The organism is Pseudonocardia sp. P-1, assembly GCF_058111925.1.
This window is the reverse complement of record NZ_CM176614.1, coordinates 169,547-189,584: the sequence shown is the minus strand read 5'-3', so window position 1 is coordinate 189,584 and position 20,038 is coordinate 169,547. Positions and strand designations below refer to the sequence as shown.

The 20,038-nt window shown below is 76.0% G+C and carries 20 protein-coding genes and 1 pseudogene; 10 read left to right on the top strand and 11 right to left on the bottom strand.

Annotated features, from left to right (window positions below; all coding sequences use genetic code 11):
• Nucleotides 1–75: 75 nt before the first annotated feature.
• Both AC0GKK_RS00900 and AC0GKK_RS00895 read right to left on the bottom strand, forming a co-directional pair.
• Nucleotides 76–1,200, bottom strand: coding sequence for an MFS transporter (locus AC0GKK_RS00900; protein ID WP_489884073.1), 1,125 nt, complete (start codon nt 1,198–1,200; stop codon nt 76–78).
• A 243-nt stretch (nt 1,201–1,443) separates the two neighbouring features.
• Nucleotides 1,444–2,469 carry a reverse transcriptase family protein gene (locus tag AC0GKK_RS00895; protein WP_489882909.1) on the bottom strand — a complete coding sequence of 342 codons (1,026 nt, stop codon included), beginning with the start codon at nt 2,467–2,469 and terminating at the stop codon, nt 1,444–1,446.
• 497 nt (nt 2,470–2,966) lie between these two features.
• Here AC0GKK_RS00895 and AC0GKK_RS00890 point away from each other — a divergent pair, with 497 nt between their 5' ends.
• On the top strand, nt 2,967–3,473 hold the full coding sequence (locus AC0GKK_RS00890; RefSeq protein ID WP_489882908.1) for a hypothetical protein: 507 nt from the start codon (nt 2,967–2,969) through the stop codon (nt 3,471–3,473).
• Here AC0GKK_RS00890 and AC0GKK_RS00885 read toward each other — a convergent pair.
• Complete coding sequence (locus AC0GKK_RS00885) at nt 3,412–3,870, bottom strand: cupin domain-containing protein (RefSeq protein ID WP_489882907.1); 459 nt, start codon at nt 3,868–3,870, stop codon at nt 3,412–3,414. The genes AC0GKK_RS00890 and AC0GKK_RS00885 overlap by 62 nt on opposite strands.
• Nucleotides 3,871–3,880: 10 nt before the next feature.
• Nucleotides 3,881–4,453, bottom strand: coding sequence for a class I SAM-dependent methyltransferase (locus AC0GKK_RS00880; protein WP_346103687.1), 573 nt, complete (start codon nt 4,451–4,453; stop codon nt 3,881–3,883).
• A gap of 55 nt (nt 4,454–4,508) precedes the next feature.
• On the opposite strand from AC0GKK_RS00880, the pseudogene AC0GKK_RS00875 reads away from it, so the two are divergent.
• Together AC0GKK_RS00875 and AC0GKK_RS00870 are read left to right on the top strand one after the other, a co-directional pair.
• A pseudogene (locus AC0GKK_RS00875) lies at nt 4,509–4,715 on the top strand (AraC family ligand binding domain-containing protein); the annotation flags it as partial.
• A 194-nt stretch (nt 4,716–4,909) separates the two neighbouring features.
• The gene (locus AC0GKK_RS00870; protein WP_405416901.1) at nt 4,910–5,086 is read left to right on the top strand and encodes a helix-turn-helix domain-containing protein; all 177 of its coding nucleotides are present in this window, start codon (nt 4,910–4,912) and stop codon (nt 5,084–5,086) included.
• On the opposite strand, the gene egtD is transcribed toward AC0GKK_RS00870, so the two are convergent.
• From egtD to egtA, 4 genes are all read right to left on the bottom strand, one after another.
• Entirely contained in the window at nt 5,073–6,062 is a 990-nt protein-coding gene (gene egtD, locus AC0GKK_RS00865; protein ID WP_251782414.1) for an L-histidine N(alpha)-methyltransferase, read from the bottom strand. The genes AC0GKK_RS00870 and egtD overlap by 14 nt on opposite strands.
• Nucleotides 6,059–6,808, bottom strand: coding sequence for an ergothioneine biosynthesis protein EgtC (gene egtC / locus AC0GKK_RS00860; protein ID WP_346103683.1), 750 nt, complete (start codon nt 6,806–6,808; stop codon nt 6,059–6,061). Before egtC ends, egtD begins: the two co-directional genes overlap by 4 nt.
• Nucleotides 6,801–8,090, bottom strand: coding sequence for an ergothioneine biosynthesis protein EgtB (gene egtB, locus AC0GKK_RS00855; protein WP_374231375.1), 1,290 nt, complete (start codon nt 8,088–8,090; stop codon nt 6,801–6,803). Before egtB ends, egtC begins: the two co-directional genes overlap by 8 nt.
• Before the next feature lie 68 nt (nt 8,091–8,158).
• Entirely contained in the window at nt 8,159–9,586 is a 1,428-nt protein-coding gene (egtA, locus tag AC0GKK_RS00850) for an ergothioneine biosynthesis glutamate--cysteine ligase EgtA (RefSeq protein ID WP_405416900.1), read from the bottom strand.
• Nucleotides 9,587–9,709: 123 nt separating this feature from the next.
• Between egtA and AC0GKK_RS00845 the strand changes: the two genes are divergently transcribed.
• From AC0GKK_RS00845 to AC0GKK_RS00835, 3 genes are read left to right on the top strand one after another with little or no spacing between them, the layout of a single operon-like run.
• The gene (locus tag AC0GKK_RS00845; protein WP_226357288.1) at nt 9,710–10,282 is read left to right on the top strand and encodes a TetR/AcrR family transcriptional regulator; all 573 of its coding nucleotides are present in this window, start codon (nt 9,710–9,712) and stop codon (nt 10,280–10,282) included.
• A 27-nt stretch (nt 10,283–10,309) separates the two neighbouring features.
• Nucleotides 10,310–11,314, top strand: coding sequence for a dihydroxyacetone kinase subunit DhaK (locus AC0GKK_RS00840; protein ID WP_405416898.1), 1,005 nt, complete (start codon nt 10,310–10,312; stop codon nt 11,312–11,314).
• Nucleotides 11,311–11,937: a DAK2 domain-containing protein gene (locus AC0GKK_RS00835; protein WP_346103675.1), complete on the top strand. Its 627-nt coding sequence runs from the start codon at nt 11,311–11,313 to the stop codon at nt 11,935–11,937. Before AC0GKK_RS00840 ends, AC0GKK_RS00835 begins: the two co-directional genes overlap by 4 nt.
• Nucleotides 11,938–11,959: 22 nt before the next feature.
• Here AC0GKK_RS00835 and AC0GKK_RS00830 read toward each other — a convergent pair whose 3' ends face one another.
• The 3 genes from AC0GKK_RS00830 to AC0GKK_RS00820 all read right to left on the bottom strand — a co-directional run bounded on the left by AC0GKK_RS00830 (nt 11,960) and on the right by AC0GKK_RS00820 (nt 16,153).
• Nucleotides 11,960–13,831 (bottom strand): ABC transporter ATP-binding protein, encoded by a 1,872-nt coding sequence (locus tag AC0GKK_RS00830; protein WP_489882906.1) that lies wholly within the window; start codon nt 13,829–13,831, stop codon nt 11,960–11,962.
• A 186-nt stretch (nt 13,832–14,017) separates the two neighbouring features.
• The gene (locus tag AC0GKK_RS00825) at nt 14,018–14,227 is read right to left on the bottom strand and encodes a helix-turn-helix domain-containing protein (protein WP_010240451.1); all 210 of its coding nucleotides are present in this window, start codon (nt 14,225–14,227) and stop codon (nt 14,018–14,020) included.
• Between the two features lie 303 nt (nt 14,228–14,530).
• Entirely contained in the window at nt 14,531–16,153 is a 1,623-nt protein-coding gene (locus AC0GKK_RS00820) for an ABC-F family ATP-binding cassette domain-containing protein (RefSeq protein ID WP_062395368.1), read from the bottom strand.
• Nucleotides 16,154–16,305: 152 nt separating this feature from the next.
• Here AC0GKK_RS00820 and AC0GKK_RS00815 point away from each other — a divergent pair, with 152 nt between their 5' ends.
• From AC0GKK_RS00815 to AC0GKK_RS00800, 4 genes are all read left to right on the top strand, one after another.
• Nucleotides 16,306–17,097, top strand: a complete 792-nt coding sequence (locus AC0GKK_RS00815; protein ID WP_405416894.1) for an SDR family oxidoreductase — start codon at nt 16,306–16,308, stop codon at nt 17,095–17,097.
• A gap of 166 nt (nt 17,098–17,263) precedes the next feature.
• Nucleotides 17,264–18,400 carry a lycopene cyclase family protein gene (locus AC0GKK_RS00810; RefSeq protein ID WP_489882905.1) on the top strand — a complete coding sequence of 379 codons (1,137 nt, stop codon included), beginning with the start codon at nt 17,264–17,266 and terminating at the stop codon, nt 18,398–18,400.
• 108 nt (nt 18,401–18,508) lie between these two features.
• On the top strand, nt 18,509–18,958 hold the full coding sequence (locus AC0GKK_RS00805; RefSeq protein ID WP_476651566.1) for a universal stress protein: 450 nt from the start codon (nt 18,509–18,511) through the stop codon (nt 18,956–18,958).
• A gap of 4 nt (nt 18,959–18,962) precedes the next feature.
• Complete coding sequence (locus AC0GKK_RS00800) at nt 18,963–20,003, top strand: adenylate/guanylate cyclase domain-containing protein (protein ID WP_489882904.1); 1,041 nt, start codon at nt 18,963–18,965, stop codon at nt 20,001–20,003.
• The last annotated feature ends 35 nt before the right edge of the window (nt 20,004–20,038 follow it).

Below are 20,038 nucleotides of genomic sequence, written 5' to 3'. Positions count from 1 at the left end.
GTCTCCCCGGTCGACCTCGGGGGCCGCCCGACACGGCCCGTACGCCCGGTGGATCGCTCCGGACGGAGCACGTCGTTATCGGCCGGACGGCCGTTCATCGGAAGTGATGACAGGGTCCGTTGCAGCACGTGGCGGGCGGGCGACGTTCGCCAGCAGCGGCGCGGCGACCAGGACCAGCGCCGCCGCCGTCCACACCGGACCGGTGGGCCCGGCGACGGCGAGTCCCGCACCGCCCAGCAGCGGGCCCACCGCCGCCCCGGCGTTCAGCGACGCGGTGGCGACCGCGCCGCCGAGGGTCGGCGCCTCACGGGCGAGCGTCAGCGCCCGGGCGATCAGCGTCGAGCCGACCGCGAACCCGAGCGCGCCCAGCAGGCCCACCAGCGCGAGGACCGCCACCGGGTGCGCGGCACCGACGGCGAGCGCCACCCAGCCCGGCGGCAGCGCGCCGCCCGCGACGAGCAGCAGCGGACGGGTGCGGGTGTCGGCGAACCGGCCCGCGACGCCCACCCCGGCGACGGCGCCGACCCCGAACAGCAGCAGGCCGGCGGGCACCGCGGGCGGGCCGCCCGCCGTCGCCAGCAGCGGGGACAGGTAGGTGTGCGCGGCGAACGTCGAGCCGTTCACCAGCGCGCCGAGCGCGAGTGTCCGGACGACCGGGCCCCGGCGCAGCACCGTCAGCTCGGCCCGCGGACCGGGCGCGGGTGCCCGGCCGCCGTCGTCGGCCGGGACCCCGGCGACGACCCCCACCAGCGCGACGGCGGCGACCGCCGCGACCGACCAGAACGTCGCCCGCCAGCCGAACGCCTGCCCCACCAGCGCCCCGGCCGGCACGCCGGCGATCAGGGCGAGGGTCGTGCCGGACAGCAGGGTCGCGGTCGCGCGGGCGGTGCGCTCCGGCGGCACGGCCGCGACCGCGACCGACAGGGCCACGGCGAGGAACCCGGCGGTGCACAGCGCCGCGAGCACCCGGGTGACCAGCAGGACCCCGAGTCCGGGGGCCAGCGCCCCGGCGACGTGCACAGCGACGAACGCGGCGAGGAACCCCCGCAGCGCGAGCCGCGGTGGCAGCCGACGGGCGGCGAGCGCCACGAGCGGCGCGCCGACGACCATCCCGACGGCGAACGCCGAGGTCAACGACCCGGCGGCGAGCGGGGTGACGCCGAGGTCGGCGGCGATGTCCGGGACGAGCCCGGCGAGCATGAACTCCGAGGTGGCCTGCGCGCACACGGCGCAGGCGAGGACGACGAGCAGCACGGTGGAATTCCGTGGGTGACGGGGTCGTGGAACGGACGCCGGTCCGGCCTCGTCACCGGGAGCAGGCAGGGGAGGTCGCCGCCACCGGTGGGGACCGGTGGCTACCGCCTGTTCGACTCCGGGCTGCTCACGGCCGTCACCGTAGCCGCCGCGCTCCCCCGGCGCCCGCCGTTTCCGCTCCCGGGCCGCTCACCAGACGATGCGGTCGAACAACTCCCGCCGTCGCGCCGCCCGGGCCGGGCGCCCGTGCCCCACCCAGGCGATCCGTCCCAACAGGTGCTCGCGGAACGCGGGGTGCCCGGCCCGGTTCTGGGCGTCCGGGCCGGTGCTGGCCGCGTTGTGCAGGATCGCGCGGAGCTCGTCGTGGTCGCGGCGCGACGCCGCGGGCTCGCTGCCGTTCACGACGAGCCCGACGATCCTCTGCCGGTGGTGCGCGGGCATGATCCGGGTCTTGTCCGGGCGGACGCGGAAGCCCTCCTCCGCGGCGATCGCGGCCACCCGCTGCGCCAGGCCCTGCACCGGCAGCGTCGCGTCGCCGGAGAACACGAGGTCGTCGGCGTAGCGGCCGTAGACGGCGCCGACCGCGGCGGCCAGGCCGCTCAGCCGCCGGTCCAGCCCGTAGGTGAGCAGGTTCGCCACCGTCGGCGACGACGGCGCCCCCTGCGGCAGGTGCGGTGCGGCCAGGCGATCGAGCAGCCGTCGTCGCGGGGCGGGGTCGCCCCGGTGCGGGCAGGCGCGCAGCACCCCGGGCGGGGTGGTGGTGACGAGGAGCCCGGCGACGGCGGCGGCGACGGCGGGCGGGTACCCCGCGACCCGCAGGAGTCCGGCGACCCGGCCGCCGGTGACGTGGGAGTAGAAGCCCTCCAGGTCCAGGCGCAGCACCATCCGGCCGGGCCCGGTGCTCCGCGGCGAGGGTGTGCGGGCTGCGGCCGCGGACGTGGCCGTGCGCGGCCGGGTGCACCGGGATCCGGTCGAGCACGCTGCGCACGATCCGGCGCTGCAGCTCGGCGAGCCGCGGGCGGGTGCCTCGACCAGGCGCGGCGTCCCGGAGCGCGACGGTGTCCAGTGCCGCCGGTAGTGGGTCAGCGGGCCGTCCGGGGCGCGGCGCCGCCAGCCGCCGGGGTCGGCGAACCAGGCGAGCTCGCCGTCGTCGAGGTGCAGGGCGGCGGCCAGGGCGGGCAGGTCCGTCCAGCGCGGCACCGGCAGGCGCCACACCGGGTCGGGCTGGACGACCGTCCGGTGCCGGCGCGGCGCCGCCGGGCGACGAGGGCGCCCACGACGCCGGCCAGCTCGTCGGGGCCCGACCAGCCGCCGAGCCGGGCGAGCCGCTCGGTCAGCGGGTCCGTGCCCCAGCGCCCGGCGCAGGCGGCCGCGGCGATCGCCGCCGGGTCCGGTGCCATCAGCGGCCCCGTGCCGTGCGGCGGCCCCGGACGGCGGGGTGATGCGGCGGCGGGGGTCGACCGGTGTTCTCCGTCCGCCGCGCGCCGCCGGCAGCGCTGTCCTGCCACCCGCGCGCGGGACGCCGTGCTGCATCGTGCCGGTGCACCCCGGGGTTGCCCCGGAGTCGCGGGCCCCGGCCGGAACCGGGGCGGCCGCCTGCTCGTCCGTCCGCCGCCGCATCGGCACCGACGCTACCGGTCGGACCGCCCCGCGGCGCCCACCCGACGCGGTGACGGCCGGACGGCCGGGACGGCCCCGTATCGTCGGCCCCCGTGAGTGCCGTGCCGTCCGAGGGGCCGTCCGAGGGGCCGCCGTCCTCCGGGGTGCCGTCGCGTGGGACGCCGGTCGTCGCCGCGGTGGTCGCCGTCCTGGTGGTCGCCCAACAGGTCCCGGGCCTGGTCTTCCGGCACGGGACGGCGGTGCCGGTGCTGCCGGTCGGGCTGTGGCGGGCCTGGCTCCCGCTGATCCTGGCGGGGCTGGTGCTGCTCGCGCTCGCGGCGCTGTGGGGTCGCCGGCACCCGGGGCCGGCGGGCACCGTGGGCCGGGTCGTGGGGCTGCTGCTCGCGCTGGGCCCGGCGACGCTGCTCGCCTACCGCGGGCGGCTCGTGGATCCGCTGGCCGTGTTCACCCTGGGGCTGGACCCGTCGGTGCGGGCGTGGCCGGTGATCGACGCCGTGCTGGGGACGCTGCTCGCGGTCACCCTCGCGGTGACGCTGCTCAGTGCCGTGGGTGCAGGGAGTCGACCCAGGGGACGTGCTCGGGGTCGGGCACCCCGGTGATGTCGAGGTTGACCACGATCGGCTCCTGACCGGAGCGGGTCAGCACGCACTCCAGCGGCTCGTCGTCGAGGGCGTTGATCTCCTGGTGCGGCACGAACGGCGGCACGAAGATGAACCCGCCCGGCCCGGCCTCGGCGGTGAACTCCAGGTTCTCGCCCCACGTCATCCGGGCCCGGCCACGGACGACGTAGATGACGCTCTCCAGCTCCCCGTGGTGGTGCGCGCCGGTGCGGGCACCGGGGTGGATGGTCACCGTGCCCGCCCACAGCCGCTGCGCGCCGGCCCGGTCCCCGGTGACGGCGGCGGCGCGGTGCATGCCGGGCGTCTGCGGGGTGTTGGCGTCGAGCATGTCGCCGGGGATGACCCGGACGCCGTCGTGGCGCCAGTCGGTGCTCATGCACCCGACCCTAGCCGCGGCCGGCCCGGAACCGGAACGACCGCGCACCCGGCTCGGTCTCCGGCCGTACGAGCCCGGCCGCCCCGAGTCGCCGCGGCAGCGTCGCCGGGTCGACCGCGGTCAGGGTGTCCCCGATGTGGATCGTCCGGAACCGCAGCGACATCCGGGAGTCGATGCCGGCGAACGTCCCACCGGGACGCAGTACCCGCGCGGCCTCGGCGAAGAGCCGGTCCTGCTCGCCGGGCGTCGGCACGTGGTGGAGCATCGTGAAGCAGACGACGGCGTCGAAGCTGCCGTCCGGGAAGGGCAGGGCGGCGCCGTCGCCGTGCCGGACGTCGACGCCGAGCTCACCCCCGAGGTCCGCACGCAGGTCCGCGGCCAGCTCCGGGTCGACCTCCAGCGCGGTCAGCGCCCCCGTGCGCGGCGCGAGCCAGCGGGTGGTGACGCCGTAACCGGGGCCGATCTCCAGGACCTCGCCGGTGAGGTCGACGTCGCGGACGGCCCAGGGCAGCGTCGTCCCGTGCATCCGGTCGGCCCAGGAGTCGGAGCGGCAGATCCGTCGGTGCAGCGCGTTCATGGCCATGCCCGCGACGCTAGGCGCCACCCGCGGTGGCCGGGAGCCGTGAGGCTGCCGCATCGTGTCGCGTTCCGGCCTGCCCGCGCACGTCCCCGACGTGCCGGGCGCCGCGGTGCTGGTCTCCCGCATCCCACTCGACCGCGGGTACGCGTTCGCCGAGCACACCCACCCGGCCCACCAGCTCGCCTGGGCGGCGGCCGGGGTCCTGCGGGTCACCGTCGCCGACACCAGCTGGGTCCTCGGCCCCGGACGGGCGCTGTGGCTGCCGGCCGGGGTCCCGCACGTCACGGCCGCCACCGAGAACGCGGCGATGCGCGGGATCTACCTGTGGCCCGGCCGCTGCCCGATCGACTGGCCCACTCCGTGCGTGCTCGCGGTCGAGCCGCTGGTCGCCGCCCTGCTGGAACACCTGGCCGGGCCGGGGCCCGCGACGCCCGAGCGGGCCCGGGGACGCTGCTGCGGATGCGCGTCGCGCTGGAGCAGCTGGCCGCGGGCCGCCCGGTCGGCGTGGTCGCCCGGCACGTCGGCTACGCGACGCCCTCGGCGTTCGTCGCGGCGTTCCGCCGGGAGACCGGGACCACGCCCTCGGCGGTGCTGCGCCCGGCCGGCGCAGCACCGCCGGACCTCAGGCGGCGGTGAGCAGCGTCAGCGCGAACCGCGCGTCGGGGTCGACCCAGCGCCGCGTCGTGGCGAACCCGGCGGCGGCGGCGAACGCGTCGACCGTCGCGGGGGTGAACTTCGCCGAGATCTCGGTGGCGAGCTCCTCCCCCGCCGCGAACGCGACGTCGAGGTCGAGGTCGGCGATCCGGACCCGCATGTCGCGGGTGGCGCGCAGCCGCATCTCGATCCAGGAGTTCTCCGCGTCCCAGACGGCGACGTGGTCGAACGCCTCGACGTCGAAGGTCGCGTCGAGCTCGCGGTTGAGCACGTGCAGCACGTTGCGGTTGAACTCCGCGGTGACCCCGGCGGCGTCGTCGTAGGCGGGGACCATCACGGCCGGGTCGGTGGCCAGGCCGGTGCCGAGCAGGAGCTGCTCACCGGGCCGGAGCACCGAGCGGACGTGGCGGAGGAAGTCGTGGCGCGGGCCGGGCATCAGGTTGCCGATGGTCCCGCCGAGGAAGGCGATCATCCGCTTCCCGCCGGGCTCGGCGCCGGGCAGCCGGTCCAGGTCGCGGGTGAAGTCGCCGACCACGCCGTGCAGCTCCAGCTCCGGGTAGTCGCGGTGCAGCTCGTCGATGGCGCCGCGCAGGGCGGACTCGCTGACGTCCTGGGGCACGTAGCGGCGCAGCGTCCCGGCACGGGCGAACGCGTCGAGCAGCAGCCGGGTCTTGGTCGACGACCCGGACCCCAGCTCGACGACGGTGTCGGCCCCCGAGGACCGGGCGATGTCGTCCACGGAGTCGGTGAGCAGCGCCCGCTCGGTGCGGAACGGGTAGTACTCGGGCAGCTCGGTGATCCGCTCGAACAGCTCGGACCCCCGGGCGTCGTAGAACCACTTCGGCGGCAGCTCCTTCGGCGACGCGGCGAGCCCGCGCGTCACGTCGGACCGCAGCGCGGTGCCGGCATCGGTGTCGGAGAGGTGGACGTCCAGCTGGATGGCGCCGGGAGTGCTCACGGAGCTCCTAGGTCATGACTCTCGTGATGGCCCGGTCGGGCCACCACCAGGTGCCGGTCGGGCACCTGTGTCCAGTCGGGGAACGCATCGGTGGGTTCGGAGGCGACGGTGACGCCCGCCGGTCCGGCCCGGACGGCGAGTGCGTGCCGCCAGGCCGTGGCCCAGATCGTCGTGCCGTCGGTCAGCAGCAGGTTCAGCCGCGAGCCGGGTGCGCTCCGCTCGGTGTCGGCGCAGACCCGGGCCAGCAGGTCGGCGGGGTCGGCGCCGTCGGCGAGACCGCGCCGGACCACCGCCCACAGCAGCGCGGCGTCGGTGGGGGCGTCGAGGGTCATCAGGTCGGTGACGGGCAGCGCCGCCGCGGCGGCCGCGAGGGAGTCCGGCCAGCCGCGGACGACGCCGTTGTGGCTGAACAGCCACCGCCCGTCGGTGAAGGGGGCGGCGGCGGTCGCCGTCACCGGCATCCCGACCGTCGCCGAGCGGACGGCGGCGAGCACGGCGCCCGACGTCGTCGCCCCGGCCAGCGCGGCGTAGGAGGTGTCGGCCCACAGCGGCGACGCCGACCGGACGCGCACCGGCGTCGTGCTGCCGGGCGGGTACCAGCCGGTGCCGTGGCCGTCGGCGTTGATCGTGCCGCCGCCGCGCATGTCGGCCGGGGCGTAGGACTGCGCGAGCAGCCCGTGCTCCGGCTCCAGGACCAGCGACGCCAGTGTGGCCGGCTCCCCCAGGTACGCGAGGTGCCTACACACCGGCGTCGCGGACCAGCCGGAACCCGGCGAAGATCTGCCGGCGGATCGGGTGGTCCCAGTTGCGGAACGTCGCCCGGATCGCCGCCGGGTCGGTGCCGAACGACCCGCCGCGCAGTACCGCGTAGTCCCCGCCGAAGAACACCTCGGAGTACTCGGGGTACGGGAACACACTGAACCCCGGGTAGGGGTGCCAGCCGGAGTCGCACCACTCCCAGACGTCGCCGACCATCTGCTGCACGCCGAACGCGGACGCGCCCGCCGGGTAGGAGCCGATCGGGGCGGGCTGGAGGTGGCGCTGTCCGAGGTTGGCGTGCTCGGCGCGCGGCTCGTCGTCGCCCCAGGGGAAGCGCCGCGAGCGGCCGGTCGCCGGGTCGTGGCGGGCGGCCTTCTCCCACTCCGCCTCGGTGGGCAGGCGCTTGCCGGCCCAGCGGGCGTAGGCCTGCGCCTCGTGGAAGGACACGTGCACGACGGGTTCGTCGTCGGGCACCCGCTCGACGACGCCGAACCGGCGCCGCCACCAGGTGCCGTCGCTGTCGCGGGACCAGAACCGCGGCGCGACCAGTCCCTCCTCGGTGCGGTGCGCCCACCCGGCGTCGGTCCACAGCCGCGGGTCGTCGTAGCCGCCCGCGTCGACGAACGCCGCGAACGCGCCGTTGGTCACCGGGTGCACGTCGATCCGGAACGCGGGCAGGTCCACGACGTGCGCGGGCCGCTCGTTGTCCAGCGCCCACGGCTCGGCCGAGGTCCCCATCTCGAACGGGCCCGCCGGGACGAGCACCTCCGCGGCCGGGTCGACCGCACCGGCCGGGCGGGGCGGCGGGGCGGCGTCGAGCACCGGCCCCCCGGAGCGCAGCTGGTGGGTGGCGAGCATGGTCTCGTCGTGCTGCTGCTCGTGCTGCACGATCATCCCGAACGCGAAGCCCTCGGCCTCCAACGGGCGGCCGCGCAGCGGGCTGCGGTGCAGCGCGTCGAGCGCCTTGTCCCGCACCTCGGCGACGTAGCCGCGGGCCTCGGCCGGGGTGAGCAGCGGCAGCTCGACCCGCGAGGAACGGGAGTGCTGGAACGCGTCGTAGAGGCCGTCTATCTCCGGGCGCAGCGGCTCGCGGCCGCCCACGTCGCGGACGAGCCACAGCTCCTCCATCGACCCGATGTGCGCGAGGTCCCAGACCAGCGGCGACATCAGCGGCGAGTGCTGGGCGGCCAGCTCGCCGTCGTCGAGGGCGGTGAGCGCGGTGCTGCGCTCGCGGGAGCGGCCCAGCAGGGCGGCGACGCGGGTACGCATCGTCTCCGGGCTCTCCCCCGGGGTCGCGGGGCCGGTCAGCGGTCCGGCGGGAACGGCGGGATCGGCGGTCATGCCACGTCCTCCTGGGCAGCCTGGTCGGCGGTGTCGACGGCGGACCGGCCGGGTTCTCGACCGGTCACCTCTCGTGCGGCGGGCGCGCCGGGCAGGGCGGAACCCAGATGGAGCCCCGCTGGGAACGGATCGGCGGTCGGGCCCGCACCCTGCTCGGCGGGGTCGGTGTCATCGGCGGGGCAGCGCCCCTGCAGCACGCGCCGCTCGGTGACCTCGCGCAGCCGGGCCGGCACCGGGCCCGGCGCGGTGGTCAGCGGATGGTCCGCGGCGGCCAGCACGTCGCAGGCCAGCGGGAACAGGCCGGCGGCCGCGGCGGCCAGGCCCGGGTGGTCCAGCCCGTGGCGGGCGGCGGCGACCCACTCGTCGCGGACCGGCTCGCACAGCTCCCGGGCCCGGTCGACGACCGCACCGGAGGAGGTGAGCGCCAGCAGCACCGCGGTCGGCAGCGCCCAGTCGTCGCCGGCCTGACCGTCGACGTAGCGCACCTCGAGGTGGCCGTGCGGGCGGACCGGCGGGAAGAGGGTCGAGACGTGGTAGTCGAGGTCGGCCAGTGTCGGGGGCCGGTCGAGGACCCCGGCGCGGGCGCGGCCGGACACCCAGTCGGCGAAGGTGACCCCGGCCGGCACCGACCAGGTCCCGGTGCCGCGCACGCACAGCAGCGGGGTGGTGACCACCCGGCGCGCCCAGGCGGCGGCCGGGTCGGTCCCGGGCGTCGCGGTGGGCGGCGGCGCGGTCCGCGCGGGGTCGAGGCTGAGCCAGCACGCCTGCCGGGAGGACTTCCAGCCGGTCCGGCGGCCGTGCTGCACCGGCGAGTTCGCGAACGCCGCGAGCAGCACCGGGCCCAGCTCGTGCAGGACCGCCCAGCGGTCGGCGATCCCGGCGGCCGGGCCGGCGTCCAGGCTGACCTGGACCGCGGCCGTGGAGCACATCCCGCTGCGTCCGTGCGGGCCGACGCCGTCGAACACGCACTCCATGGCCGCGTAGCGCGGCAGGTCCAGCAGCCGCCGGGCGGGCCGGACCGGGTCGGCGGCGCGGTCGTGCGGGCGCAGGCCGTGCTCGGCGAGCAGACCGTGGAGGTGGGCCGAGTCGGCGCCGAGGGCGCCGAGGAGGGCCTCGAGCGAGTCAGCGGGAGCGCTGGAGATCTCGATCTGGCCGCCCGGCTCGACGGTCACGGTGCCGCCCGCGGGGAGCGGGGCCGCGTGCGAGGCGGGGTCCAGGGAGGCCGGGCAGTGCGGGCCGAGCGCGGCACGCACGGCGTCGAGGTCGACCGGGTCGGCCGGACGACCGGGTCGGTGGAGCATCCATTCGATCTCGACACCGGCCAGGGTCGGGGGGCCGTGTTTGAAGCAGACCGAGGCCACGTAGGCCTCGGCCTCCCCCACGCTGCGGAGCACACCGTCGGTGCTCTGGTCGTCCAGGGTCACCACGTCGACGCTACCCCCGCCGTGTGACACCCGCACGCGATGAAATCATGGTCGCCGGCACCGCCGGTGACCGGCGACACTACCGTCCCCACATGCAGGACAAGCGTACGGAATACTGGGGGCATGCCCCGTGTCAGCACCGACCAGCTCGCCGCACGCCGGCAGCAGATCCTCACCGGTGCCCGGACCTGCTTCGCCGACCACGGCTACGAGGGCGCCACCGTCCGGCGGCTCGAGGAGTACACCGGGCTGTCCCGTGGCGCGATCTTCCACTACTTCCGGGACAAGGAGGCGCTGTTCCTGGCCCTGGCCGAGCAGGACGCCACCCGGATGGCCGACGTCGTCGCCGAGCAGGGCCTGGTGCAGGTGATGCGCGACCTGCTGCGCGGCGGCTCGGACCGCAGCTGGCTGGGCACCCGCCTGGAGGTCTCCCGACGGCTGCGCACCGAGCCGGAGTTCCGGGCCCGCTGGCAGGAGCACTCCGGCGCGCTGACCGCCGCGACCCGGGCCCGGCTGGAACGCCAGGCCGCGGCCGGCGCGCTGCGCGACGACGTGCCGGTGCCGGTGCTCGCCCAGTACCTGGAGCTGGTGCTGGAGGGGCTGGTCTCGCACCTGGCGATGGGGCTGCCCGCCGACGACCTCGGCCCGGTGCTCGACCTCGTGGAGAACGCCGTCCGCGCGCCGTTGATGCGCTGACCGCCCCCGGCCAGCATGATCGGCGCCATGCCGTTCCCCTTCCACCCGGCGGGCGACGACCCCGTCCCGGCCGCCGTCCGCGGGTTCGCCCGGGCCCACCCCGACCTCGTCGCGCTGCACGAGGACCCGATCCACCTCCTCGCGCGCCACCGGGCACCCGGCAGGCGGGTCGGGCTGGTCTCCGGCGGGGGTTCCGGTCACGAGCCGCTGCACGCCGGGTTCCTCGGCCGCGGGATGCTCGACGCCGTCGCCCCCGGGCCGGTGTTCACCTCCCCGCACAACAAGGCCGTGCTGTACGCGTCCCGGGCCGCGGCGGGCCCGGACGGGGTGATCCACATCGTCAAGAACTACACCGGCGACCGGATCAACTTCGGCATCGCCGCGGAGCGGCTGCGGATGGAGGGCGTCGACGTCGCCCGCGTCCTCGTCGACGACGACCTGGCCACCGACGGGCTCGACACCGCGACCGGGCGGCGCGGGACCGCGGCGACCGTCGTCGTCGAGAAGATCCTCGGCGCCGCCGCGGACACCGGCGCCGGGCTGGCCGAGCTCGCGACGCTCGGTGCGGACGTCGCCGCCGCCTCGCGCAGCCTCGCCGTCGCCTCCCGCGCGCAGACCTCGATGCGCACCGGGGAGCCCGCGTTCGCCCTCGACGGGCAGCTCGACTACGGCGTCGGCATCCACGGCGAGCGGGCCCGGCACTCGGTCGACCGGCCGCCCACCGAGGAGCTCGTCGACCGGATGCTCGACGAGGTCGTCGCGGGCCTGCCCGACGGCCCCGACCAGGTCGTCCTGGTCGTCAACGGCATGGGGGGCACGGCACTGCTGGAGCTCTACGTGCTCGCCGAGCTGGCCGCCGCCGGGCTGGAGGCGCGCGGGCTGGAGCGGGTGGGCCTGCTCGTCGGCACGTTCGTCCCCGCCCTGGACATGGCCGGGTTCTCGCTCACCCTGACCCGGATGCGCCCGGAGTGGACGGCCCTGTGGGCCGCGCCGGCGCAGACGGCCGCCTTCCCCCGGACGGAGACCTCATGACCGGCCACCCCCTCGACCAGGACGCCGTGCTGGCCCGCTTCGCCCGGGCCGTCGAGGACGGCCACGGCGTGCTCACCGACCTCGACCAGCACTCCGGCGACGGCGACTACGGCGACAACCTGCGCGCCGGGGTCCGGCTGGCCGTCGCGTCGGCCGGGCGCGGACCACAGCGCGGGTTCGGCGCGCTCGGCGAGGTCTTCCTCGACGAGGTCGGCGGCACCAGCGGCCCGCTGCTGGGCCTGCTGTTCTCCGAGATCGCCCGCGCGCTGTCCTACGGCTCGGCCGACGCGGCCGCGTTCGCCGCGGGCGCCCGGGCCGGGCTGACCGCGATCCAGCGGGTCGGCGAGGCCGAGGTGGGCGACCGGACGATGGTCGACGCGCTGGCCCCGGCCGTGACCGCGCTCGACCGTTCGGGGTACGCCGCCGCGGCGGCCGCGGCCCTCGACGGCGCCGAGCGGACCGCGGAGCTCGCGGCCCGGCACGGCCGCGCGTCCTACGTCGGCGAGCGCGCGAAGGGCGCGCCGGATCCCGGCGCGGTCGGCGTCGCGCTGCTGTTCGCCGCCGTCGCCGCGGTGGCCGAGCCCGGTGCCGAGGTGGCGGACCCGCTGGCGGGCCTGGCCTGAGCGCCGGGCCAGCCGGCGTGGCTCAGCCCGCGGTCGTCGCCGCCGGGAGGAACTGGGTCCGGTAGAGCGTGGCGTAGCGGCCGTCGGCGGCCAGCAGCTCGTCGTGGGTGCCGGACTCGACGACCTGCCCGCCCTCCAGCACCGCGATCCGGTCGGCCGCCCGCACGGTGGACAGCCGGTGCGCGATGACGATCGCGGTCCGCCCGACCAGCGCCTCGGCCAGCGCCTCCTGCACCGCGGCCTCGGACTCGGAGTCGAGGTGCGCGGTGGCCTCGTCGAGGATCACCACCCGCGGGCGGGCCAGCAGCAGCCGGGCGATGGTCAGGCGCTGGCGCTCACCGCCGGACAGACGGTAGCCGCGCTCCCCCACCACCGTGTCGAGGCCGTCGGGCAGCGTGTCGAGCAGGTCGCCGAGCCGGGCGCGGCGCAGTGCGTCGATCATCTCGTCGTCGGTGGCGTCGGGCGAGGCATAGCGCAGGTTGCCGGCGATGGTGTCGTGGAACAGGTGCCCGTCCTGGGTGACCATCCCGACGGCGCCGCGCAGCGTGGCGAACGACAGGTCCCGCACGTCCACCCCGGACAACTCGACCGAGCCGGCGTCGACGTCGTAGAGACGGGGGACCAGCGAGGCGAGCGTGGACTTCCCGGCCCCGGACGACCCGACCAGGGCCAGCAGCCCGCCGCCGTGGACGTGCAGGTCGACGCCGTGCAGCACCTCGGTGTTGACCCGCTGGTCGAGCACCGCGACCTCCTCCAGCGAAGCCAGGGAGACGTCGGTGGCGCTGGGGTAGGTGAACCGGACCCCGCGCAGGGCGACGTCGACGGGGCCGTCGGGCAGCACGGCCGGGTCGGGTCGCTCGGTCAGCATCGGGCGCAGGTCGAGCACCTCGAAGACCCGCTCGAAGGCGACCAGCGCGGTCATCACGTCGACGCGGGCGTTGGCCAGCGCCGTCATCGGGGTGTAGAGCCGGGTCAGCAGCAGCCCGAGCGCGACGACGGTGCCCGCCGGGATCGCCCCGGTCACCGCGAGGTAGCCGCCGAGGCCGTAGATCATGGCCTGGGCCAGCGCAGACACCAGCTGCAGCGCGGTGACGAACAACCGCGACACCATCGCCGACCGGACACCGATGTCGCGCACCCGCGACACCTGGCCCCGGAAGACCGCGGCCTCGGAGTCGGGGTCGCCGAACAGCTTCACCAGGGTGGCGCCGGGCGCGGAGAAGCGCTCGGTCATCTGGTTACCCATGGTGGCGTTGAGCTCGGCGGCCTCGCGGCGCAGCTCGGCGAGCCAGGTCCCCATCCGCCGGGCCGGGAGCACGAACACCGGCAGCAGCAGCATCGCCAGCACGGTGACCTGCCAGGCCAGACCGATCATGACCGCGATGGCCAGCACGAGCTGGATGCTGTTGGACAGCACCGTGGACAGGGTGCCGGTGATGGCGGTCTGGGCGCCGATCACGTCGTTGTTGAGCCTGCTGACCAGCGCCCCGGTCCGGGTGCGGGCGAAGAACGCCAGCGGCATCGACTGGACGTGACGGAACACCGCCACCCGCAGGTCCTCGATGAGTCCCTCGCCGAGCCGCGCGGAGAACCAGCGGCCGGCGAGCCCGACCAACGCCTCCAGGACGGCCATCCCGGCGATCGCCCCGGCGATCACCATCACGACGCGGGCGGCGTCGGGCAGCTCGTTCGCCGCGACGATCGTGTTGACCACGCGCCCGGCCAGCACCGGCGTCGCGACGCCGATCACGGCGGTGACGGTGGTCAGGGCCAGGTAGGACAGCAGCCAGCGGCGGTAGGGCCGGACGAAGCCCCAGATCCGGGGCCAGGTGCCCCGCGCGATGGTGCCACGGCGGATGGACGTCGAGTCCGCCCCCCGGATGACCCCGCGCATCAGAGCGAGCGGGCGATCCAACGGTGTTCCCCTTCGCCGGTGGTGGACGGCGAGGGTTCACGTTACGGCGCGTACGGCGGGCGGGCGCGGTGGTCCCGCGCGCGGCGCCCCACGACACACCCCGGACACACGACGACGCCGCCCCGGGCTCGCTGCTCGACCCGGTCGGCGGCGCCGACGAGAGGACTACTTCTTCTTGGTACGGGTGGCGCCGCCACGCCCGCGCAACGTCACACCCGTCTCGGACAGGACCCGGTGGACGAAGCCGTACGACCGCCCGGTCTGCTCGGCCAGCGAACGGATGCTGGCGCCCTTCTCGTACTTCTTCTTCAGGTCGGCGGCGAGTTTGCCCCGCTGCGTCCCGGTGATCCGGGCGCCCTTCTTCAGCTCGGCCATCGGCCCTCCTCATCCCCTCCGCGGATGCCCCCGCGGACCGCCGCATCTGGCGCGACGATCAGGCCATGATGATCCAGTTGACCATTTATGACCAGAACGCGGAAAATGCGATCGGCGAACGGTTACCCCGAACGGCGCAGCACCGCGCGTACCGTTCGGAATCGTCATCCGTCGAGCAGCGCAGAGGATTACCCCGTCGGAACGGGTAGTGCACGATTCCGGGAGCCACACGCGGTACGGCCCGGACACTTCCAATGATCTTGGTGGTCCGGTCGGGTGATCACCGCTGCGTGCGGTGACCGGTCACGCGAGCTGGACCAGTTCCAGGTAGTCGGCCGACCAGTGGTCCTCGGTGCCGTCGGGCAGGACGATCACCCGGTCCGGCTCCAGCGCCTCGACCGCACCCGGGTCGTGGGTGACGAGCACGACGGCGCCCTCGAAGCGGCGCAGCGCGTCGAGCACCTGCTCGCGGCTGGCCGGGTCCAGGTTGTTCGTCGGCTCGTCGAGCAGCAGCACGTTCGCCGCCGAGGACACCAGACCGGCCAGGGCGAGCCGGGTCCGCTCACCGCCGGACAGCGTCCCGGCGGGCTGCTGGAGCTGCTCCCCGGAGAACATGAACGACCCGAGCAGGGTCCGCAGCTGCTGCTCGGCGGCGTCCGGGCTGGCGTGGCGGATGTTGTCCCAGACCGAGGCGTCCATGTCGAGCGTGTCGTGCTCCTGGGCGAAGTAGCCCCGTCGCAGCCCGTGGCCGGGCACGACCCCGCCGGAGTCGGACTCCTCGGTGCCGGCCAGGATCCGCAGCAGCGTGGTCTTGCCGGCGCCGTTGAAGCCCAGCACCACGACCTTCGACCCGCGGTCCACCGCGAGGTCCACCCCGGTGAACACCTCCAGCGACCCGTAGGCCTTGGACAGGTTCTCCGCGGTGAGCGGGGTGCGCCCGCAGGGCGCCGGGGTCGGGAACCGGATGTGCGCGACGCGGTCGGCCTGACGCTCGTCGTCGAGACCGGCGAGCAGGGCGTCGGCCCGGCGGGCCATGTTCTTGGCGGCGACGGCCTTGGTGGCCTTCGCGCCCATCTTGGCGGCCTGGACGTGCAGCGCGGACGCCTTCTTCTCGGCGTTGGCCCGCTCGCGGCGACGACGCTTCTCGTCGGTGGAGCGCGCCTCCAGGTAGCGCTTCCAGTCCATGTTGTACTGGTCGGCCTCGCCGCGGGTCGCGTCGAGGAACCAGACCTTGTTCACCACCGCGGCCAGCAGGTCGGTGTCGTGACTGATGACGACCAGACCGCCCTCGTGCTGCTGCAGGAACCCGCGCAGCCAGGTGATCGAGTCGGCGTCGAGGTGGTTGGTGGGCTCGTCGAGCAGCAGCGTGGTCGCCGACTGCGACCCGCCGTCGGAGGCGGCGAACAGGATCCGGGCCAGCTCCACGCGCCGGCGCTGACCGCCCGAGAGCGTGCGCATCGGCTGGGCCAGCACCCGCTCGGGCAGCCCCAGGTGGGTACAGATCCGCGCGGCCTCGGACTCCGCGGCGTAGCCGCCGAGGGCGGAGAACCGTTCCTCGAGCCGCCCGTACTCGCGCACCGCCTTGTCGTTCGCGGCCGGGTCGGCCAGCTCGGCCATCGCCGTCTGCGCCTTCTCCATCTTCGCCAGCAGCACGTCCAGGCCGCGGGCCGAGAGCACCCGGTCCTTGGCCGTGACCGACAGGTCGCCCTCGCGCGGGTCCTGCGGCAGGTAGCCGACCGGGGAGTTCGCGCTCCGCTGCCCGGAGTACGGCTCGCCCTCGCCGGCCAGCACCCGCATCGAGGTGGTCTTGCCGGCGCCGTTGCGCCCGACCAGACCGATCCGGTCGCCGGGCTGCACCCGCAGGGTGGCACCGGAGAGCAGGATGCGGGATCCGGCGCGCAGTTCGAGGTCGGTCGTGGTGATCACGTGGAGGAGCTCCAGACGGAGGACGAGGAGTGACGCTGAGAGGACCGGGGTGCGGGCACGGCGGTGCCCGGGTGCGCCGGTCTACTCGATCAGGATCACGGGTCCACAGTACCGGCCGGGTCCACCGGATTCCCCACGTAGGGTCGGGCCCCATGACCGATCTCACCTCCCTGGCCGGTCGGGCGGCACTGGTCACCGGCGCCTCGCGGGGCATCGGGTATGGCGTCGCCGCCGCGCTGCTGGCGCGCGGCGCGTCGGTGACGATCACCGGCCGGCGCGCCCCGGAGCTCGACGCGGCGGCGTCGGGGCTCGCGGCGGGCGCGGGGGTCGGCACCGGCCGGGTGCTCGCCGTCGCCGGCAACGTCGGGGACGCGGCGCACCGGGCCGCCGCGGCGGAGGCGACGGTGGCCGCGTTCGGCTCGCTGGACGTGCTGGTCAACAACGCCGGGATCAACCCCCAGCACGGGCCGCTGGTCGAGGCCGACCTCGACGCCGTCCGCAGGGTCCTCGACGTCAACGTGGTCGCCGCGCTCGGGTTCGTCCAGCAGGCGCACCGGGTGTGGATGGGCGCGCACGGCGGCGCCGTCGTCAACGTCGCCTCGGTCGCGGCGTTGCGGCCCACCGGCGTCATCGGGGCCTACGGCGCGTCGAAGGCCGCGCTGCTCACCCTGACCGAGGAGCTGGCCGGCCAGCTCGGCCCCGGCGTCCGGGTCAACGCCGTCGCCCCCGCCGTGGTGCGGACGAGGTTCGCCGAGGCGCTCTACGCCCACGACGAGGCGTCCGTCGTCGCGGGCTACCCGCTGGGGCGTCTCGGCGAGCCCGCGGACGTCGCCGAGGCGGTGGCGTTCCTCGTCTCCGACGCCGCGTCCTGGGTCACCGGGGCCACCCTGCGGATCGACGGCGGCAGCCTGTCCGCCGGCCGGCACCGGCCGGGCCCGCGATGACGGGGACGAGGAGCGGGACGGCGTCGTCGAGCCGGTCGGGTGCCCCCGGAACGACGGTGGCCGACGTGCTGGTGCTCGGCGGTGGTCCGGCCGGGCGGGCGCTCGCGGCGGCGTGCGCGGAGGCCGGGCTGCGCACCACGCTCGCCGACCCCGCCCCGGAGCGGGCGTGGACGGCCACCTACTGCGCGTGGCCCGAGGAGCTCCCCCGCACCTGCCCGCGGCGATGGTCGCGACCCGGCCGGAGGCGGTGGCCGTGCTGCCCGGCGGTGGCACCCGCGCGCTGGGCCCGTACGCGGTGCTCGACACCGCCGGGCTGCGCGCCCACCTCGACGCCCGGCTCGCCGGGGTCACGGTGCTGCCCGGGCGCGCCGCCGCCGGCGACGTCCGGCCCGACGGGCACCGGTACCGGGTGCGGCTGCACCCTCCGGGCGGCCGGGGCGGGAGCGGCGGCCCCGGTGACGGCGGGGCGCCGCGGGACGACACGGCACGCGTCGTCGACGCCGCCCTGGTCGTCGATGCCACCGGGGCACCGTCGCGGCTGCGCCCCGGCCCGGCGGGCGGGACCGAACAGACCGCGTGGGGCATCGTCGTCGACGAGCGGGTGGCCGCGCCGGTGGTGGGGCCCGGCGAGGCCGTCTTCATGGACTGGCGCTCCCCCGGCCCGCACCGCCCGGGGTGGACGGACTGGCCGACGTTCCTCTACGCCGTCCCCTACGGCGACGGCACCGTCCTGCTGGAGGAGACCTCCCTGGCACGACGGCCGGGGCTGGGGCTGCCCGAGCTGCGCGACCGGCTCGCGGCCCGGCTCGCCGGGGCGGGCGTCGACGTGCCCGACACCGCCCCCGTCGAGCGCGTCCGCTTCCCGGTCGACACCCCGCGCGGCCCACGGCACCCCGTCGGGTTCGGGGCGGCGACCCCGCTGGTGCACCCCGCGACCGGGTTCAGCGTCGCCCCCGCGCTCGGGCTGGCCCCGAAGCTGGCCGCCGAGCTGGCCCGGCACCTGCCGCACGACCCGGCCGCCGCGACGACGGCGGCCCGCCGGCTGCTCTGGCCCCGGTCGGCCCGCGCGGTGCACCGCCTGCGCCGCCACGGGCTGCGCACCGTGCTGGAGATGCCGCCGCAGCTGGTGCCGGACTTCTTCGACGCGTTCTTCGCCGGCCGCAGCGGCCGCGCGTTCCTCACCGGCCGCGACGACCTGACCGGCACCCTCGCCGGGATGGCCGGTGTGTTCCGGGCCGCTCCGCCACCCGTACGAGCGCACATGCTGCGATCAGCCGCCGCATTTCACTCGAAAGGGCGATGACGGGAGGGGCTCAGGACAAGTTGATCGGATACCACGTAGTAACGTCGTCGCACGCGGTGACGCCGGCCGCAGGACCGGCGACGCGCGACCGTTCCCCGGGAGGCACCTGTGTCCGCATACAAGACCATCGTCGTCGGCACCGACGGCTCGTCGACGTCGTTCGCGGCCGTCGAGCGCGCAGCCGGGGTGGCCGCGGACAGCGGCGCGAAACTGGTCATCGTCTCCGCCTACACCCCGGCCAGCCGGGAGGATACCTCGGCCGCCGAGGACGCGCTGAAGGACGAGGCCTTCCTCGTCACCGGCTGGACCCCCGCCGAGGAGGCGCTGCGCGAGGCCTCCGACCGGGCCGCCGCCGCCGGCGCGAAGGACGTCTCGACCTCCGCCGAGGACGGCGCGCCGGTCGACGTCCTCCGCAAGGCGGTCAAGGAGCACAGCGCCGACCTGCTCGTGATCGGCAACCGCGGTCTGAACACCTTCTCCGGGCGGCTGCTCGGCTCGGTGCCCGCCGACGCGACCCGCCGTGCCGGCGTGGACGTGCTCGTCGTGCACACCACGTGATCGCGTGACGTCCGTACCCGGACCACCCCGTCCGCTGCCCGACCCCGCCTCGATCGACTGGAGCGAGATCGACGACGGGGCGCTGGACGAGTTCATCCTGGGCGCGCCCCGCGAGTTCACCCGCGACGAGCTGGTGGCGGCCGCGGGGCTCGACCCGGAGGAGTCGGGGCGGCTCTGGCGGGCGCTGGGGTTCGCGGACTCCGATCCGGAGGACCGCGTCTACACCCGCGCCGACCTGGAGGCGGCCAGCACCGTCGCCCGCCTGACCCGGGACTGGCTGCCCGACAAGAACGCCCGCGAGGCCGTCGCCCGCGCGGTCGCGCAGTCGCTGTCGCGGCTCGCCGAGTGGCAGATCGGCATGCTCGCCCAGGTCGCCGCCGCGCACATCGGCGAGCTGACCCCGCGCGACGCGGCCCGGCTCGCCGCCGACGTGCTGCCCGAGCTGGAGTCGCTGCAGTCCTACGTGTGGCGGCGCCACCTCGCGGCGACGGCGTCGCGCTGGGTCGCGGGGGCGCAGCGGATGGACGCCGCGGACATCGCGGCCGACACCTGGCCGCTGTCGGTCGGGTTCGCCGACATGGTCGGATTCACCCGCACCACCCGCCGCCGGTCGATGGACGAGCTCGGCGAGATGATCGAGCGGTTCGGCTCGGTGACCACCGAGGTCATCGCCAACGGCCGGGGCCGGGTGATCAAGACCGTCGGCGACGAGGTCCTCTACGTCACCGAGCACCCCGCCGACGCCGCGGCCATCGCGCTCGGCCTGCGCGACCGGGTCCGGACCGAGCCGGCGCTGCCGCAGCTGCGGATCGGCCTCGCCCACGGCATGGTGCTGGCCCGCTACGGCGACGTCTACGGCGAGGTCGTCAACGTCGCGGCCCGGCTCACCTCCGAGGCCCGCCCGGACACGGTGCTGGTCGACAAGGAGATGTTCGAGTCGCTGCGCGATGACCCGCGCTTCGACCTGCGGCGGATCGCGACACTGCACACCCGCGGCTACTCCCACCTGCGGGCGTGGGCGCTGCGCGGCGCCCGCGAACGCTGATCCTTGACCTGAACCCGGGTCGAGGTGACAGCCTC

What these genes read in the sequence shown, in the direction of transcription:
- AC0GKK_RS00900 (WP_489884073.1), bottom strand. Translation starts at nt 1,200, where the DNA reads ATGCTCGCCGGGCTCGTCCCGGACATCGCCGCCGACCTCGGCGTCACC.
- AC0GKK_RS00885 (WP_489882907.1), bottom strand. Translation starts at nt 3,870, where the DNA reads ATGAGCACCGACTGGCGCCACGACGGCGTCCGGGTCATCCCCGGCGAC.
- AC0GKK_RS00880 (WP_346103687.1), bottom strand. Translation starts at nt 4,453, where the DNA reads ATGGCCATGAACGCGCTGCACCGACGGATCTGCCGCTCCGACTCCTGG.
- AC0GKK_RS00870 (WP_405416901.1), top strand. Translation starts at nt 4,910, where the DNA reads ATGCGCGTCGCGCTGGAGCAGCTGGCCGCGGGCCGCCCGGTCGGCGTG.
- egtB (WP_374231375.1), bottom strand. Translation starts at nt 8,090, where the DNA reads ATGCGTACCCGCGTCGCCGCCCTGCTGGGCCGCTCCCGCGAGCGCAGC.
- AC0GKK_RS00845 (WP_226357288.1), top strand. Translation starts at nt 9,710, where the DNA reads ATGCCCCGTGTCAGCACCGACCAGCTCGCCGCACGCCGGCAGCAGATC.
- AC0GKK_RS00840 (WP_405416898.1), top strand. Translation starts at nt 10,310, where the DNA reads ATGCCGTTCCCCTTCCACCCGGCGGGCGACGACCCCGTCCCGGCCGCC.
- AC0GKK_RS00835 (WP_346103675.1), top strand. Translation starts at nt 11,311, where the DNA reads ATGACCGGCCACCCCCTCGACCAGGACGCCGTGCTGGCCCGCTTCGCC.
- AC0GKK_RS00830 (WP_489882906.1), bottom strand. Translation starts at nt 13,831, where the DNA reads ATGCGCGGGGTCATCCGGGGGGCGGACTCGACGTCCATCCGCCGTGGC.
- AC0GKK_RS00825 (WP_010240451.1), bottom strand. Translation starts at nt 14,227, where the DNA reads ATGGCCGAGCTGAAGAAGGGCGCCCGGATCACCGGGACGCAGCGGGGC.
- AC0GKK_RS00815 (WP_405416894.1), top strand. Translation starts at nt 16,306, where the DNA reads ATGACCGATCTCACCTCCCTGGCCGGTCGGGCGGCACTGGTCACCGGC.